This window comes from Rheinheimera sediminis, assembly GCF_004005375.1.
Taxonomy (GTDB): Bacteria; Pseudomonadota; Gammaproteobacteria; order Enterobacterales; family Alteromonadaceae; genus Pararheinheimera.
Genome location: NZ_RZUF01000031.1, coordinates 21,033 through 34,951, shown reverse-complemented (window position 1 = coordinate 34,951; position 13,919 = coordinate 21,033). Strand labels below are relative to the sequence as shown.

The 13,919-nt window shown below is 44.4% G+C and carries 15 protein-coding genes; 8 read left to right on the top strand and 7 right to left on the bottom strand.

The annotated features are described in order from the left end of the window. Positions 1–421: 421 nt before the first annotated feature. Complete coding sequence (locus tag EMM73_RS17650) at positions 422–1,084, top strand: PilZ domain-containing protein (protein WP_127688121.1); 663 nt, start codon at positions 422–424, stop codon at positions 1,082–1,084. 73 nt (positions 1,085–1,157) lie between these two features. On the opposite strand, the gene EMM73_RS17645 is transcribed toward EMM73_RS17650, so the two are convergent. The 3 genes from EMM73_RS17645 to EMM73_RS17635 form a co-directional block, all read right to left on the bottom strand. Then, a complete protein-coding gene (locus EMM73_RS17645) occupies positions 1,158–1,859 on the bottom strand; it encodes an OmpW/AlkL family protein (protein WP_127688120.1) in 702 nt (233 codons plus the stop codon). 473 nt (positions 1,860–2,332) lie between these two features. Next, on the bottom strand, positions 2,333–4,039 hold the full coding sequence (locus EMM73_RS17640) for a GNAT family N-acyltransferase (protein ID WP_127688119.1): 1,707 nt from the start codon (positions 4,037–4,039) through the stop codon (positions 2,333–2,335). 235 nt (positions 4,040–4,274) lie between these two features. Beyond that, positions 4,275–5,078 carry a UDP-2,3-diacylglucosamine diphosphatase gene (locus EMM73_RS17635; protein WP_127688118.1) on the bottom strand — a complete coding sequence of 268 codons (804 nt, stop codon included), beginning with the start codon at positions 5,076–5,078 and terminating at the stop codon, positions 4,275–4,277. A 102-nt stretch (positions 5,079–5,180) separates the two neighbouring features. Between EMM73_RS17635 and EMM73_RS17630 the strand changes: the two genes are divergently transcribed. From EMM73_RS17630 to EMM73_RS20105, 3 genes are all read left to right on the top strand, one after another. Beyond that, positions 5,181–6,101 carry a 2-hydroxyacid dehydrogenase gene (locus EMM73_RS17630; protein WP_127688117.1) on the top strand — a complete coding sequence of 307 codons (921 nt, stop codon included), beginning with the start codon at positions 5,181–5,183 and terminating at the stop codon, positions 6,099–6,101. Next, positions 6,101–6,886 carry an enoyl-CoA hydratase-related protein gene (locus EMM73_RS17625; protein ID WP_127688116.1) on the top strand — a complete coding sequence of 262 codons (786 nt, stop codon included), beginning with the start codon at positions 6,101–6,103 and terminating at the stop codon, positions 6,884–6,886. Before EMM73_RS17630 ends, EMM73_RS17625 begins: the two co-directional genes overlap by 1 nt. 154 nt (positions 6,887–7,040) lie before the next feature. Beyond that, complete coding sequence (locus EMM73_RS20105) at positions 7,041–7,184, top strand: hypothetical protein (RefSeq protein ID WP_186435284.1); 144 nt, start codon at positions 7,041–7,043, stop codon at positions 7,182–7,184. Positions 7,185–7,221: 37 nt separating this feature from the next. On the opposite strand, the gene smrA is transcribed toward EMM73_RS20105, so the two are convergent. After that, positions 7,222–7,800, bottom strand: coding sequence for a DNA endonuclease SmrA (gene smrA, locus EMM73_RS17620; protein ID WP_127688115.1), 579 nt, complete (start codon positions 7,798–7,800; stop codon positions 7,222–7,224). Between the two features lie 204 nt (positions 7,801–8,004). Between smrA and EMM73_RS17615 the strand changes: the two genes are divergently transcribed. Continuing rightward, a complete protein-coding gene (locus EMM73_RS17615; RefSeq protein ID WP_127688114.1) occupies positions 8,005–8,367 on the top strand; it encodes a hypothetical protein in 363 nt (120 codons plus the stop codon). Between the two features lie 10 nt (positions 8,368–8,377). Here the strand turns inward: EMM73_RS17615 and EMM73_RS17610 are convergent, their stop codons facing one another. Both EMM73_RS17610 and EMM73_RS17605 read right to left on the bottom strand, forming a co-directional pair. Then, a complete protein-coding gene (locus EMM73_RS17610; protein ID WP_127688113.1) occupies positions 8,378–8,869 on the bottom strand; it encodes a hypothetical protein in 492 nt (163 codons plus the stop codon). Next, the gene (locus tag EMM73_RS17605; protein WP_127688112.1) at positions 8,869–10,200 is read right to left on the bottom strand and encodes a M20/M25/M40 family metallo-hydrolase; all 1,332 of its coding nucleotides are present in this window, start codon (positions 10,198–10,200) and stop codon (positions 8,869–8,871) included. Before EMM73_RS17605 ends, EMM73_RS17610 begins: the two co-directional genes overlap by 1 nt. Positions 10,201–10,463: 263 nt before the next feature. Here EMM73_RS17605 and EMM73_RS17600 point away from each other — a divergent pair, with 263 nt between their 5' ends. Further along, positions 10,464–10,766: an ArsR/SmtB family transcription factor gene (locus tag EMM73_RS17600; protein WP_127688111.1), complete on the top strand. Its 303-nt coding sequence runs from the start codon at positions 10,464–10,466 to the stop codon at positions 10,764–10,766. Between the two features lie 101 nt (positions 10,767–10,867). Here EMM73_RS17600 and rpsT read toward each other — a convergent pair whose 3' ends face one another. Next, entirely contained in the window at positions 10,868–11,143 is a 276-nt protein-coding gene (gene rpsT / locus EMM73_RS17595; protein WP_008900529.1) for a 30S ribosomal protein S20, read from the bottom strand. Between the two features lie 172 nt (positions 11,144–11,315). Between rpsT and murJ the strand changes: the two genes are divergently transcribed. Continuing rightward, positions 11,316–12,890 carry a murein biosynthesis integral membrane protein MurJ gene (gene murJ / locus EMM73_RS17590; protein WP_127688110.1) on the top strand — a complete coding sequence of 525 codons (1,575 nt, stop codon included), beginning with the start codon at positions 11,316–11,318 and terminating at the stop codon, positions 12,888–12,890. A 52-nt stretch (positions 12,891–12,942) separates the two neighbouring features. Further along, positions 12,943–13,875, top strand: a complete 933-nt coding sequence (gene ribF / locus EMM73_RS17585; RefSeq protein ID WP_127688109.1) for a bifunctional riboflavin kinase/FAD synthetase — start codon at positions 12,943–12,945, stop codon at positions 13,873–13,875. The last annotated feature ends 44 nt before the right edge of the window (positions 13,876–13,919 follow it).

Genomic DNA, 13,919 nt, shown 5'->3' with positions numbered 1-13,919 from the left:
CACCTTCTTCAGAAGGTGGATTCTTTACTTTTCATAACTATCGCCAAAGATACAACTAACTTCAGTAAAAACAGAGCTTAGCGATCATGGTGTTTCTATTCCTTGCGCTGCGGAAAGCTAACCTGACCTCTGAATAATGAGTGTCTAATTTTCTGGATAGGTTTTAATCATTAAGATAGTGGGTTAAAAAGAGGAGCTGTTTTCTCACCAAATAATCACTCAATGGCACTGCGGATCTCCACTGCGTGTTAGCTGGCAAAGGTTTGAAATAAACCATTCGTTTTTATTGTATGTGCAGTTATTTTCATTTTGTTCTTGCGTGACGTGTTAATTTTTTACACACTCTAGCTCTAACTCTTTTTACTAACCCCCACTAAGCGAGATGGCTGACAAGACGTCGCAAGGTACTAAAGGATAAGGTATGCAGTTAGCTGTGAGTTCCGAACCGCATGACAATAGAGAATGGTTGTCACATGTCAAAATTGGTCAGCGTTTTGATCTGGAATTACTGGATCAACGAAAAAGCCGTTGTAGCTGCGAGCTGGTGGGTTATAAAGCAGGTAAATATGTGCTGTTCCGGCTTGATGACGATAGCTTACCTGACAGGTTTTTTATTAATGGTTTGATGGTCGTTTGCCGTTTCCTGGTGGAAGATTCAGTTGGTGAGTGTTTTGCGTTTAAATCTGAATTATTACAACTGATGAGGTTTCCGGAAAAGTTAGTGGTGATTAGCTTTCCAGCCGAGATCCAACGCCGTGCCCTGCGGACTCAGAGACGCAATAGTATTTTTATTCCTGCTTCAGTGCGTTTAAATCTTGAAGTAGTTCAGCATGCCCGTAGTTTCCGTGGCCACGTTATTGATGTATCCAGCGGAGGCTGCCGTTTTCTGTTTGACCCTTCTCATCAGGGCAGTAAAGTAAATCTGGCCCCTATAATTTTACATATAGAGTGTGAAAAAACAGGTATTGACCAGCACATTCAGGGAGAAGTTCGCAACTCCAGACTGGAAGAACGTGGCTTATCTATTGGTATTCAGTTCGATCTACCTCAGCCTTATCTAGATAAATTAGCTGTCGAATCCTGACCGACCTGGGCTTTGGTTAAATAGCTCCGGGTCGCGTTCAAAAGCCACCCGGAACCAGCTTGAGGATTATAACTTAAAAGGAGTAACGAGCGCCGACCATCCAGACGTAAGGGTCAATGGTCACATCGACTGACTGAATAGTAGTGCCATTGACCTGCACCCGACCTTCAGTCTCGATATCCATTTTGCTCAGCATCAGATGAGCGCTCCAGTTGTCGGCAAGCTTGATATTGACACCTGCCTGCATGGCAAGGCCCAGTGAATCTTTTAATTTCAGCTCTACTTTGTCATTTGCATCCGTAACATTCAGAGCCTGCAGGGTGCTGACTAGTTCGCTTGATACTTCTTCCTGAAAGAACTTAGTATAATTCAAACCTAAGCCGATAAAAGGATCAAATCTACTATCGCCCAAGTCAAAGTGGTACTGAGCTAATAGAGTAGGTGGCAAATGTTTAGTGCTGCCTATAGGTAAACCATTAATAGCTGATCCTTTCACCTCGATATCATGGCTAAAGGGAGTAGCCGCAATCAGCTCTATGGTCCAGTTTTTATTCAGTTGATAGTCGATAGTAATGCCCAACTGGGTATTGTTATTTACAGCCAACTCTGTGGAATTGGCCGGTAAACCTGCCACAGTTTCTACTACATTCAGGTGACTACTGGAGTCCTGTGGTGCAACAGTAATAGCACCAACATTGACTGACCAATTAGCCAGGGCAGGTGCAGCAGAGACTGCGAATAGCAAAGAGGCGATTGTTTTATAACTTGTTTTCATCAGAATGATCCTTAACTTAAGAAACTGGCGTCATTCTGCGCTTCTGCTGCCGTGAAACTTTGCCCCAGATCAATAATCAGGGGGGCTTTGCTTGGGCTTTGTCAGTTTTATTGATTTAAAACAACAAATGCAGACTTCAAAAACAAAAAAGCCCGAATCAACAGGCTTTTGTCGTCATTAATGTTTGATGACCTGAACTCGGGATAATGAGTGCCGACTTTTTTCGATTTAATGAATTAAATTAACGAAGTAAAATTATTACGTTAAGCAACCAAAGTCTTTGCTGACTGAATGCACAAATTTTTGTGGATCTCAAGGCGCTCCGTCNTGCTGACTGAATGCACAAATTTTTGTGGATCTCAAGGCGCTCCGTCTAGCCATAGCAAGCTATGGCTAGACGGAGCAACTCACAGAGGCGCGAAAAGATGTCTATTCAGTTTCACGGCTTATTCCGAGTTCAGGTTTGATAGTATTTAAGGCATGTAACGGGACTTTTTATTGTCTTTCAGCATTGTCATATCCACCAGCACTAAGCCGTCTACACAATCTGAAAAATCCGGGTCTACACCAAAAGCCAGAAAACGCACACCACCGGGTTCAGTCAGTTCACTGTACTGTTTATATAATGTAGGGATGCTAACGCCCATATTGGCCAGTAAATGCTTTAACTGGACAAAATCCTGACTGTAGTTATCACCGCTAAAATGTTGCTGTAGCTGGCTTAAGGTATCCATCGGCAGTTCGTAAGGCACATTGGGTACAGCGCTTTGTTCGGGGCAGTGGAAATACAGGCTGTAAAAGTACACCATTAAATCCCGCGCAGCCTTAGGGTAGCTATTGGAGAGACTAACACCACCAAACAAATAGCGAATATCCGGGTTTTGTTTTAAGTAAGCGCCTATGCCGTACCATAAATAATCCAGGCTACGTTTGCCCCAATAACGTGGTTGTACAAAGCTACGACCTAGTTCCAGCCCCTGATCCAAATAAGGTGTCATAGCTTGATTAAATTGAAACAAAGATGCTGTATATAACCCTGTCATGCCTTTGTCTTTCATCACCTTAGCCGTATTAGCGAAACGATAGGCACCCACTATTTCTAAGTCGTCTTTGTCCCATAAAATCAGCTGCTCATAATAACTGTCATATTGATCGATATCACGGCGCTGACCACTGCCTTCGCCTACAGCCCGAAAAGCAATTTCACGCAAGCGACCAATTTCACGCAGTACAGGCGAGCTTTGTTGATACTGATATAAGTAAATTTGTTTACCATCACTAGTCTCCCCCAACCGAGGGCAAGCTTCCACAGCCTTTTTCAGTAAAATACGATCTTCGGGATGGGCTATCGCCGTTTGAGTTTTAAACAGCGGTGATTTGTCTTTTGCAAGACGATACAAATGCTTTTTGAACAGCTTTACCTTGGCCTGAGTTTCTAACTGAAGGTGGGCAAAACTGTCATAAGGAATTTGTTCACCTATACGCATCGCTATGTTTTTATGCTTTTGGTTAAACATCTCCTGAACCAGCAGCATAGTGGCAAGGGGTTTATAAATCATCGAAGCGCCATAAAAGATCGCAGAATTGCGGCCATCTATATAGATAGGCAGGATAGGGGCTTTGGCATTCATCGCAAAGCGTAAAAATCCGCCGTGCCATTTGCCATCTCTGATACCGTTTGGCTTTAAACGCGATACCTCACCTGCTGGGAATAAGATCAACGCACCCTCAGCCGCCAGATGATCGCTGATACGGTCAATACGGCTACGTTCTGTACCACCGCTCATATTGTTGACGGGCAACAGCAGAGAATGCAGAGGTTCAACCGCCATCAATAGCTGATTGGCTATAACTTTAACATCAGGACGTATATCCCGAACCAGCTTAATCAGAGCTAAGCCATCTAACGATCCTATCGGGTGGTTGGCAATAATCACGACTCGACCAGTACTCGGAATACGTTCGACTTCGTTATCGCGAACGGCATAAGCAAAGTTAAAGTAATCAAGCACTTGTTCTACAAACTCAATACCCTGCAAATGCGGGTAACGTTTGGCAAAGGCGACAAATTCCTGTTCGTGTAAGAGTTGGCGTAAGGCCCCTTTGACCGGTTTGGCTAACCAGGGTTTTTGTTCGAGTTTTGGCAGATGCGTCTGCATCATTTGGTCAACACTGATCATAGCTTTATCTCTGTAAGAACCATTCGCTGTGTTGAGAGTAGGGGGTTAACATGACAAAAATGCGTCAGATTTATGGCTTTTTGTAGAAGTTTTAATCAGAGCTGGCTCTGTATGTTGCCAACACTTGAAGTTGCAGACGGGCGACAAGTGAGTGAAACCCCAGATGCATAGCTTCACTATGTGACTGGGGATGTGATCGCTGTCCACAAAGCTGTAATTTCAAATGCGAAAGGCCTCAGGCTACTTTGCTTTGAGCTGGTTGTTCTTCCGCCGGCACAGCTATTGGCATAGCGGCTAAAGTATGACTTTGTTCTGCCCAATGGTACAGGGTTAATGAACCATCTTGTTGCTCTATCAATGCCGTGCAGTTATCAATCCAGTCGCCGTCATTGCAGTAAATAATACCATCCTGCAGGCTGATTTCCGGGTGATGGATATGACCACAAACTACTCCATCAAAACCACTACGTTTAGCTTTGGCGACTGCCGCATCTCTGTAGCGGGCTATGGCCTGCTGAGCTCCCGGGACTCTGCTTTTGATAAAGGCTGCCAGACTAAAATAGCGTCCGCCTAAAGCCCGGCGAATACGGTTACTCCAGCGATTTAAAAACAATAAAAAGTCATATAAATTGTCACCCAACCAAGCGTGAAAGCGACCAAAATTGACTTCTTTATCGAACTCATCGCCGTGTAACAGCAGCAGCTTTTTGCCAAGAGCAGTGGTGTGGCAGCCGCGTAATTGCAGTTTTATAGTACCAAACTGACGACCAGCCCAATGACGGAACTCCTCATCATGGTTGCCGGGAATATAAATGACTTCAGTTCCTTGGTCGGCTTTGGCCAGCAGATTTTGGATCACTGCATTTTGCTCCGGGCTCCAGCATACTTGTTTTTGCATAGCCCAGAGGTCAAGGATATCGCCCAGCAGGTAAATAGTGTCAGCTTTGGTTTGATTGAGGAAGTTCAACAGATAGGTGGCCTGACAATCTTTGTTACCCAGATGAATGTCAGACAAGAAGATAGTTCGACAATGCAGCATACAAAGCTCCTGCGAATTGTTGGCCTTGGTTCTTCAGGCTCGGTTAGAATGAGTTGAACCCGTGTCAGTGATATGACGAAAACTTGAAGCTTTGGTGAACAGATGTCGATAGCCTTGGTGATCCCCGATCGTAAGTTAGATTCTTTAGTTGCACAGCTAAATGCGTTATTGCCTGGCGTTCTTATCCAGCAATGGCCTGATTACAGCGCACCAGAGCAAGTGCAGATGGCTGTTGTATGGAAGCAACCGAAAGGTTCGTTGTCTGGATTAAGTAATTTAAAAAGCCTGCAGTCTTTTGGTGCCGGAGTGGACAGTGTTGTGTCTGATCCTACTTTGCCTGACCTGCCGTTAAGCCGTATTGTTGACCCAGCTCTGGCATCCTCCATGGTAAATTATCTGGCAGGCATAGTTCTGCATTATCAATTAAGGCTGGATCTATTTCAGCGTCAGCAGCAACAACAACTATGGAAACCAAAAAGCCCACGCTTGATAAAGCAGATTTGTGTTTTGGGTTTAGGTGAACTGGGTAAGGCCGCAGCGCAGTATTTTCAGCAGCAAGGTTACCAGATCCATGGCTGGTCGCGTAGTTTAAAGCAGTTAGATGGTGTTTGCTGTTATGCAGGTGTAACAGGCTTTCATGAAGCAGTCTCGGCTGCTGATTTAGTGATCTGCTTATTACCCCTAACCCCTGAAACCACGAACTTTTTAAATGCGGAGCGTTTTTCTAGTTTTAAAAAAGGCGCAATTTTAATCAACGTGGCCCGCGGTGCCATAGTGGATGATGCAGCTTTATTAGCCGCTCTCAATTCAGGCCAGTTAGAGGCCGCTTGTCTGGATGTATTTCGCGAAGAGCCTTTACCTGCAACAGATCCTTATTGGCAACATCCGGCTATATTGCTGACCCCGCACTGTTCAGCAGTGACAAAGGTGGAGACCGCAATTCATCAGATTGTTGAAAATTATCAACGCACTATAAATGGGCTACCTTTAAAGCATCTGGTCAACAGAGAAAGGGGCTACTAATGAGTAGTTTCATTATTGAAAAACATGGGCATGTCGCGTTATTACAACTGACAGCTGCTGAAAAGCGTAATTTATTAACACCTGAAACGGCTTTACAGATAGCCGAAGCTGTACAGCAGCTTAGTCTGGATGACGAATTAAAAGTCTTATGTGTTATGGGGACAGAGCGTGCTTTTTGTGCTGGAGCCGATCTGGCTGTACTGCAACATGCCGTAGATGGCGATGGGACCGAGCTTAAAGAGTTGTACCAGGCTTTTAGTCAGGTTGCAGATTGTCCGTTACTTACTATAGCTTTGGTCAATGGTCCTGCCGTTGGTGCCGGAATGAACCTGGCTATGGTCTGTGATATTCGTTTAGCCAGTAAAGAGGCCTGGTTTGATAGTCGTTTTTTTCAACTAGCTTTACATCCCGGAGGGGGACACTGCTGGTTACTACCACAGTTAGTTGGTTGGCAACAAGCCATGGCTATGTTGTTTTGCGCTGAGCGTTTGACCGCAGAGCAAGCCTGGCAGTATGGTTTAGTGAAAGAAGTGCTAGCCGCAGAGCAATTGTTCCCTCGAGCCCTGGCTATGACTGCTGATCTGGCTGCTGTTCCCACAGCTTTGGTGAGACAAACCAAAAGCTCTATGCGCCAGCTATTAGAGTGTAAAGTGCATAGCCAAGCCGTTGAGTTTGAATACCAGCAACAGTTTTATAGTTTGCAGCAAGAAGCGGCCCGTCAAGCCATCGCTGCTTTACAGCAGAAACTCGCGGCGAAAAACCAAAACTGGCAGCTAAAAATCTAGACAACGAGTAGAGTTTTGGCGCCGCTAGTCTCTTTATCAGAAAATCAGTCGTAAATCTTGTAACTAAACAACAAGTTGTCTACACTGGTTTTGGATTTTTAAAGATCCACAAAAAGCAAGAAAAATAACAATATTTTTTAGTCTGAGGTTTTGTATGCGTAAAGCGTCCAGTCGCGGTCTTGGCTTTACTGCAATCGCCATTTTGGTGTTATTAATGGCATTGTCGGCTTTTTTAACAAAGGCTGAAGCTACACAAGTGACTTTTTATTCACAACAAGAACTATCCGTCGAAGGATAGTACGAAATCAAATACCCCCACGTTGTGGGGGTATTTGTTATTTTTTCTGATGCCGCTCGCGATTTTCACGTTTTTGCTCTGCATTTTTCTGTAGTAGCACATAAGTGGCTGCATAGCCGCCGTGAGCTTTTAAAGCTGTATGGCAAGCCAAAACTTCTGCTATCTGTGGTAGCCACTTAAAACAGTAACTTTTTAATATGGCTGGGTGAGGTTTGCTGTCGCGCCCCATGCCATGATGGATTAGCAAAGTTCTTATACCGCGTTGATGGCAATCGGCAATAAAGCTAAATAAAGCAGCACGGGCTTCGATAAGAGTTTTACCCAGCAGATTCAGAGTGGCATCCATTTGGTATTTACCCAGCCTCAGGTTTTTGTAAACGCCATCCTGCACACCGTCCTTTTTATAGGCAATCACATCGTCTGGAGCAATAAGGTCAACATACTCCATGGAGAGGTAGTTTGGATCGTATTCCATTTCTTGCTCTGCGGCTTTACGCCGGGCAAGTTGTGCCAGACTTGGATTATGTTCACCATTCAGATCGGCAACAGCATCTTTATTTAAGCGTTTTACTCCTGCCATTTCCTGTAGAAATAAATCCAGATCCTCGTCATGCATTCGTACTACTCCAGCTTAGGTTAAACGGGCATTGCATTATATACTTCCTCAAATTTTAAGGTGCAGTGCTCTGCTATAAGTTTTTCTAATTGAGCGTAATAGGTCACAAGTAATATGTATCAAGCGTTTAAGATTTGTTTATTTTTTGTCAAAAAATCTGGATTGCTCTAAGCTTAAACTAACATTTATATCTGTAAGGAGAGCATGATGCTTCCTGAACGGCTTTATGAAACCTTACCTTATTTTTACGTGGTCAGTGGTTCGCAAACTGTTTTGTGGTCGCCGCACTGGGCTGCTGCTTTGTCTGGAGTTATGCTCACATTTATCGGCGCTATAGTCTGGGTAATACGTACCGAGAAGCGCCGCAGTCCTTATGGCATTAAATTTAAAGATCAGGGGGGCGTTCCGTTTTGGCTCTATGAACTGCAACCTTTTATTTATCTGACTAGTGGGGCATTGTTATTTAATTTTGCCCCGACCTACTTAGTCTATCCCTCTGCAATGATATTACTGGTGCTGGGTATACAACTGTGGTTATGTCGGATTTGCTGGCGTAGTCACTCCTGATGAATCAGGTTCAGAGTGATGAAAGCCAGAATAAGACAGCAGATACGAGTCCCTGCTGTTTTCGCAGTTGATATTTAGCACACTGCTCATTGGTCTTACTTTCAAAACATAAATACAGGCTTTGTTCTTCCTCAGCCAATATTGCACGTTGATTGGTATCAAGAATAATCCCTGGTTTACCAAACCAGCCTGGCATATAAATGCTTTGGGTGGTGAGACCTGCACTTTGGTATTCAAGTAGTGCAGGTTTTGGTGTCAGAAGTAAAATGATAAAAAACAGTACTGCAGTACTCCACCATATTTTTGTATTGCTGCCAATGGGAGACTCTGTATGCTCTTCGCTACTTGAGCGATTTTCGACACGCGATGACACAGTGGCTGGAGGGCGCGTAGCGGCAGATGTCTGAGCTTGGGTGAGAGGCTTTTTATTGCCAGCTTTTTTTAGTAGTTTTTGTCGTTCGGCCTCGCTTAAAAGCGAGGCCTTTTTGAGTTGCTTGGCCATTAGTGACGTAAGTTAACTGAGCTATTGGCCACAGTTTCGGTCATTATTAACCAAGCTTGCAAGTTTTGTTTTAATGAATCGGGATCTATTTTGTCCAGCGTGTCATTTGGCGTGTGGTGATAATCAAAATAATCGGTGCCATCTTGCGACAATGCGACCACAGGTACACCAGCCTGAGCTAGTACTGAAACATCAGGACCGCCATAGGTCGTATTGCCTCCCAGCGCAATATTCAAATGAGCTAACTTTTGCTGTAACTCTTTGGCAAAGGGCAGTGCTTTATCACCAAAACGACTTTCAATTTGCCAAATAGGACCAGCACCAAAATCAGATTCCGCGGCTAATACATGTTTGGCTAATTCATTATGGTGTTTTGCTGCATAAGCCCTGGCTCCTAATAAGCCACCTTCTTCATTGCCATAGAGCACAACGCGGATGGTGCGTTTAGGTGTAGCTTTTTGTTTAATCAACGCACCAGTCGCCATAGCTAAAGCTACACCTGCACCGTCATCTAATGCCCCAGTGCCTTGGTCCCATGAATCAAGATGACCGCTGATCAGCACTATTTCATCCGGCTTTTCTGTTCCTGTGATTTCGGCAATCACATTATGGCTGCTGGCCTTTTGTAGCTGGTTGTCCATTTGTAATTTTAATTCTACTTTAGGCGACAGTTTCAGCATTTTTGCCAGATTCTGTGCATCAGGTACTGAAATAGCGACAGCCGGAATTTTAGTGATGGTCTCGTCGTATTTCATGGTGCCTGTATGAGCAAACCTATTGTTGCTGGTGCCTACAGAACGGATGACTATAGCGACAGCTCCTAATTTTGCTGCTTCCACCGCTCCACGGGAGCGGGCTGCGACCACCTGACCATAAAATGAACCAGATTTATCTTTCGTCATCGGTTTGTTAATAAAAACAATTTTACCTTTCACAGCAGCGCTATCTGCTTTTTCCAGCGCTTCAATACTATCGAACATCACCACAGCTGCTGTGATGCCATCAACTGGTGTACCAACTGAGCCCCCTAATGAGGTTAAGACAAAAGGCTGAGCAAAAGGAGATACTACGTCCAGTTTGGCTTGGCCACGAGTCCAGCCCGGCATCTCAAATTCTTCAGTCCATACTTTGTCATAACCAAGTTGTCGTAAATTTGTGACCGCCCATTGAACAGCTCGACGATCGGCTTCACTGCCTGCAATGCGAGGACCAACCTCTACAGTTAGAGACTCGACTAATCTGTAGGCCAGTTCTTGGTTTAGTGGCGCTGGAGCCGCCCATAGTGCTGGGGTAAAGAAAGCGCCCGAAATTAAATTTAGCCAAAATTTCATCTGTGATAGGTTCTCTGTAATGTGATTATCCAGCCAATGTAGCATGACTGTTTCAGAAACATCGGACAGGTTGCGACCAAAAACCAAAGTTGGGAGTTCGGCGTGATTTTATGGACTGTTGTCTGCATTTTTGTTTGCGTAGCTTTTTCGTTATGCACTATGAGTCAGTCACAGGCTGAAATACGACAAATGAGAATAGATCGTATTGTGTAAGCTGGCAGGGCAGTAGCATAATGTTATTTTTATCTGGCAGAAGCAGAAAAATGAAATTGGAAGAAATGCTGAAAAATTCAGCTCAAGCTGCAAAGCTGTTAAAAGCGGTTTCCAATGAACGCCGTTTGTTAATTTTATGCTACTTATTAGAATCTGAATTATCAGTGACAGAGATGAATGATAAATTGGGTTTAAGTCAATCGGCTTTGTCTCAGCATCTTGCTGTGCTTAGACGGCAAAAATTAGTGAAAACCCGAAAGGAAGCCCAAACTGTATTTTATCGTATCCATAGTGACGAGGCTGTGGCTTTGATTGGGTTATTGCACAAGCTCTATTGTGATAACAAAGCCTAGAGCCCTGAAGTGTTATGAAACGACCAATAAAAAAACCACCTTGCGGTGGTTTTTTTATTGCACTGTCACAATAAGCTGTTGTGAACAACAGCTTATTGAAATTAAGCGGCTTTAGTAGCTAAAGCTTTAACGTGTGCGTTTAAGCGTGACTTATGACGGGCAGCTTTGTTCTTATGGATCAGACCTTTGTCTGCCATACGATCCAAAATTGGAACCATCTTTTTGAACGCTTCTTGTGAAGCAGCTAAGTCAGCAGTTAACACTGCAGCGTATGTTTTCTTCATGAAAGTACGCATCATTGAGCGCTGACTTGCGTTTTGCTGACGACGCTTTTCAGATTGAATAGCGCGCTTCTTAGCAGACTTGATGTTAGCCAAGGTAACACTCCTAAAAACTAAACCGGGACCTTTAAAGGCCGCATAATATGCCTATTTTGTAGGCCCTTGTCAAATGGTTTCCTTGACAGATCACAGAATAAAATCAGCCCTTCGCTGGTAATCCACTCTGACTCGGGTGAAAATAGCAGAAATGTCGTTGCAGGAGCAGTCTGTGTCAGGAAAATTATTAAAATCGGGCATGATCGTAAGCTTTATGACTCTTATTTCACGGGTATTGGGCTTGGTCCGTGATGTGATTGTCGCTAATGTATTGGGCGCAGGCGCTATGGCCGACGTTTTTTTTATGGCCAATCGTATTCCAAATTTTTTGCGACGTTTGTTTGCTGAAGGAGCCTTTTCGCAAGCTTTTGTGCCTGTATTGGCTGAAGTAAAAGAAAAGCATGGCGATGACGCGGTACGTGAACTCATTGCTAAGGCTGCTGGTACTCTTGGTGTGATAGTCACTGGGGTCACTTTAGTTGCTGTGATTGGTTCGCCTGTGCTGATGATGTTATTTGGCGCTGGTTGGTTTAGCGATTATTTAGCCGGCGCCGCTGAAGGCGATAAATACCTGCAGGCCAGTTTCCTGCTCAAGATCACTTTTCCTTATTTATGGTTTATCACTTTTGTCGCTTTATCTGGCGCTGTGCTGAACACTTATAACAAATTTGCCGTCGCAGCTTTTACACCGGTATTTTTAAATATTGCCATGATAGGGGCAGCTATTTATTTAGCTCCACAGATGCAGAACCCAGCTGAAGCCATTGCCTGGGGCGTGTTTTTAGGTGGTTTAATTCAGTTTCTGTTTCAGTTGCCGTTTTTAGCCAAAGCCGGATTGTTGGTGATGCCACGCTGGGGTTGGAAAGATCCCAATGTGACAAAAATCCGCACTTTAATGATCCCAGCTTTATTTGGTGTCTCCGTCAGTCAGATTAACTTGTTGCTCGATGCCATTATTGCGTCCTTTTTAGTCACAGGTGCTGTCAGTTGGTTGTATTACTCTGACCGTTTACTGGAGTTTCCACTGGGCCTATTTGGTATCGCCATAGCGACTGTAATTTTGCCTGGCTTGTCGCGTCATTACGCAGCAGCCAGCGAAGAAGCCTTTAAATACACGCTGGATTGGGCTGTGCGTTTTATTTGTTTGTTTGGTATTCCCTCGATGATGGGATTAATAGTGCTGGCTGAGCCTATTATTGCCTCGGTCTTTATGCGTGGCGAGTTCACCGCTGATGATGTGGTGAAAACTTCATACAGTTTGATTGCCTACAACACGGGTTTAGTTGCGCTGATGCTGATTAAAGTGCTGGCACCGGCTTTTTACGCGCGTCAGGACATTAAAACGCCGGTACGAATTGCCATTATCGCTATGGTGGCCAATATGGTGTTTAACCTGCTGCTGGCACCTTTTTTAAGTTACGTCGGCCTGGCCTTAGCCACAGCTCTATCTGGTACTTTAAATGCGTATTTGCTTTATCGAGGTTTAAAGCAGCGCGACATCTATAGTTTCAGCAGCAAAACCAGTTGGTTTATTGCTAAAGCTTTTATCGCTGCTGCTCTGATGGCGGGTTGCTTATTTTATGTGATGCCGGATCTGACAGGCTGGATAGCTTTAGGTTTGTCAGGCCAGATACTGCATTTATTGGCTTATTTTGCTTTTGCTATTGTGGCCTACTTTGTTTTACTTTTTGTGTTTGGTGTTCGTTTGAACGATTTTAAACGCCAGACAAATGCTGAAAGCAATTGATTATAGAGTTATAATCGGGCACTTTTTGAAAGCAGCAGAGTAAGAACACCGGATGGAGTTAATTCGCGCCTTACATACGATACAACCCAAACATCAGGGCTGCGTCTTAACTATCGGCAATTTTGATGGTGTGCATCTGGGGCATCAGGCGGTATTGAAGCAGCTAAAAGCTATTGCAGCTCAGTTAAATCTGCCATCAGTTGTCATGGTGTTTGAACCCCAGCCATTAGAGTTGTTTAACCCGGAAGCTGCACCAGCCCGGTTATGCCGCTTCCGGGAAAAATACCACTGGCTGGCACAACAAGGCGTGGATCGCATGCTTTGTGTGCCTTTTACTATAGACTTTGCCAGTCAGGAACCCGAGCAGTTTATTCAGGATTTATTGCTGAATAAACTCGGTGTAAAGCATCTGATTGTCGGCGATGATTTTTGTTTTGGTAAAAATCGTGCTGGTAATTTTACTTTGTTGCAGCAAGCTGCAGCTTTGCATGGTTTTGGTTTGGGCAGCACAGCCAGCCTGAAACAAAATGAGCAACGGGTCAGTAGCACCTTAATTCGCCAGGTATTGGAGCGTGATGAGTTGGACCAGGCCGCACAAATGTTAGGCCGGCCTTTTTCATTGATGGGGCGGGTACGACATGGTGAAAAAGTAGGACGCCAATTGGGCTTCCCAACGGCCAATGTCTGGCTTTATCGTAAAAATTTACCTGTACGTGGTGTGTATGCCATTGAAGCTGTGACCCAAATGGGCTGTTACCATGGCGTTGCTAATATCGGTTCCAGACCGACGTTACAGGGCAAAAAAGAGCAGCTTGAAGCGCATTTTTTTGATTTTAACGGCGATTTATACGGCCAGCAGATTGAAGTGATTTTAAAAAAGAAAATCAGGCCGGAGCAGCGTTTTGAAGGCCTTACGCAGTTGCAGCAACAAATTGCATTAGATGCGCAGCAGGCGCGCAATTATTTTGCTTTGCCAACGGCTTAAGCTAGTTGCAAAGCGACACGAATTTAAACTTAATGAAGACGGAA

Bases quoted from the DNA above. Each gene is read 5' to 3' on its own strand.
- EMM73_RS17640 (WP_127688119.1), bottom strand. From the start codon at position 4,039: ATGATCAGTGTTGACCAAATGATGCAGACGCATCTGCCAAAACTCGAA.
- smrA (WP_127688115.1), bottom strand. From the start codon at position 7,800: ATGCATGACGAGGATCTGGATTTATTTCTACAGGAAATGGCAGGAGTA.
- EMM73_RS17635 (WP_127688118.1), bottom strand. From the start codon at position 5,078: ATGCTGCATTGTCGAACTATCTTCTTGTCTGACATTCATCTGGGTAAC.
- EMM73_RS17610 (WP_127688113.1), bottom strand. From the start codon at position 8,869: ATGGCCAAGCAACTCAAAAAGGCCTCGCTTTTAAGCGAGGCCGAACGA.
- ribF (WP_127688109.1), top strand. From the start codon at position 12,943: ATGGAGTTAATTCGCGCCTTACATACGATACAACCCAAACATCAGGGC.
- EMM73_RS17650 (WP_127688121.1), top strand. From the start codon at position 422: ATGCAGTTAGCTGTGAGTTCCGAACCGCATGACAATAGAGAATGGTTG.
- EMM73_RS17625 (WP_127688116.1), top strand. From the start codon at position 6,101: ATGAGTAGTTTCATTATTGAAAAACATGGGCATGTCGCGTTATTACAA.
- EMM73_RS17600 (WP_127688111.1), top strand. From the start codon at position 10,464: ATGAAATTGGAAGAAATGCTGAAAAATTCAGCTCAAGCTGCAAAGCTG.
- EMM73_RS17630 (WP_127688117.1), top strand. From the start codon at position 5,181: ATGTCGATAGCCTTGGTGATCCCCGATCGTAAGTTAGATTCTTTAGTT.
- EMM73_RS20105 (WP_186435284.1), top strand. From the start codon at position 7,041: ATGCGTAAAGCGTCCAGTCGCGGTCTTGGCTTTACTGCAATCGCCATT.
- EMM73_RS17605 (WP_127688112.1), bottom strand. From the start codon at position 10,200: ATGAAATTTTGGCTAAATTTAATTTCGGGCGCTTTCTTTACCCCAGCA.
- EMM73_RS17615 (WP_127688114.1), top strand. From the start codon at position 8,005: ATGATGCTTCCTGAACGGCTTTATGAAACCTTACCTTATTTTTACGTG.
- EMM73_RS17645 (WP_127688120.1), bottom strand. From the start codon at position 1,859: ATGAAAACAAGTTATAAAACAATCGCCTCTTTGCTATTCGCAGTCTCT.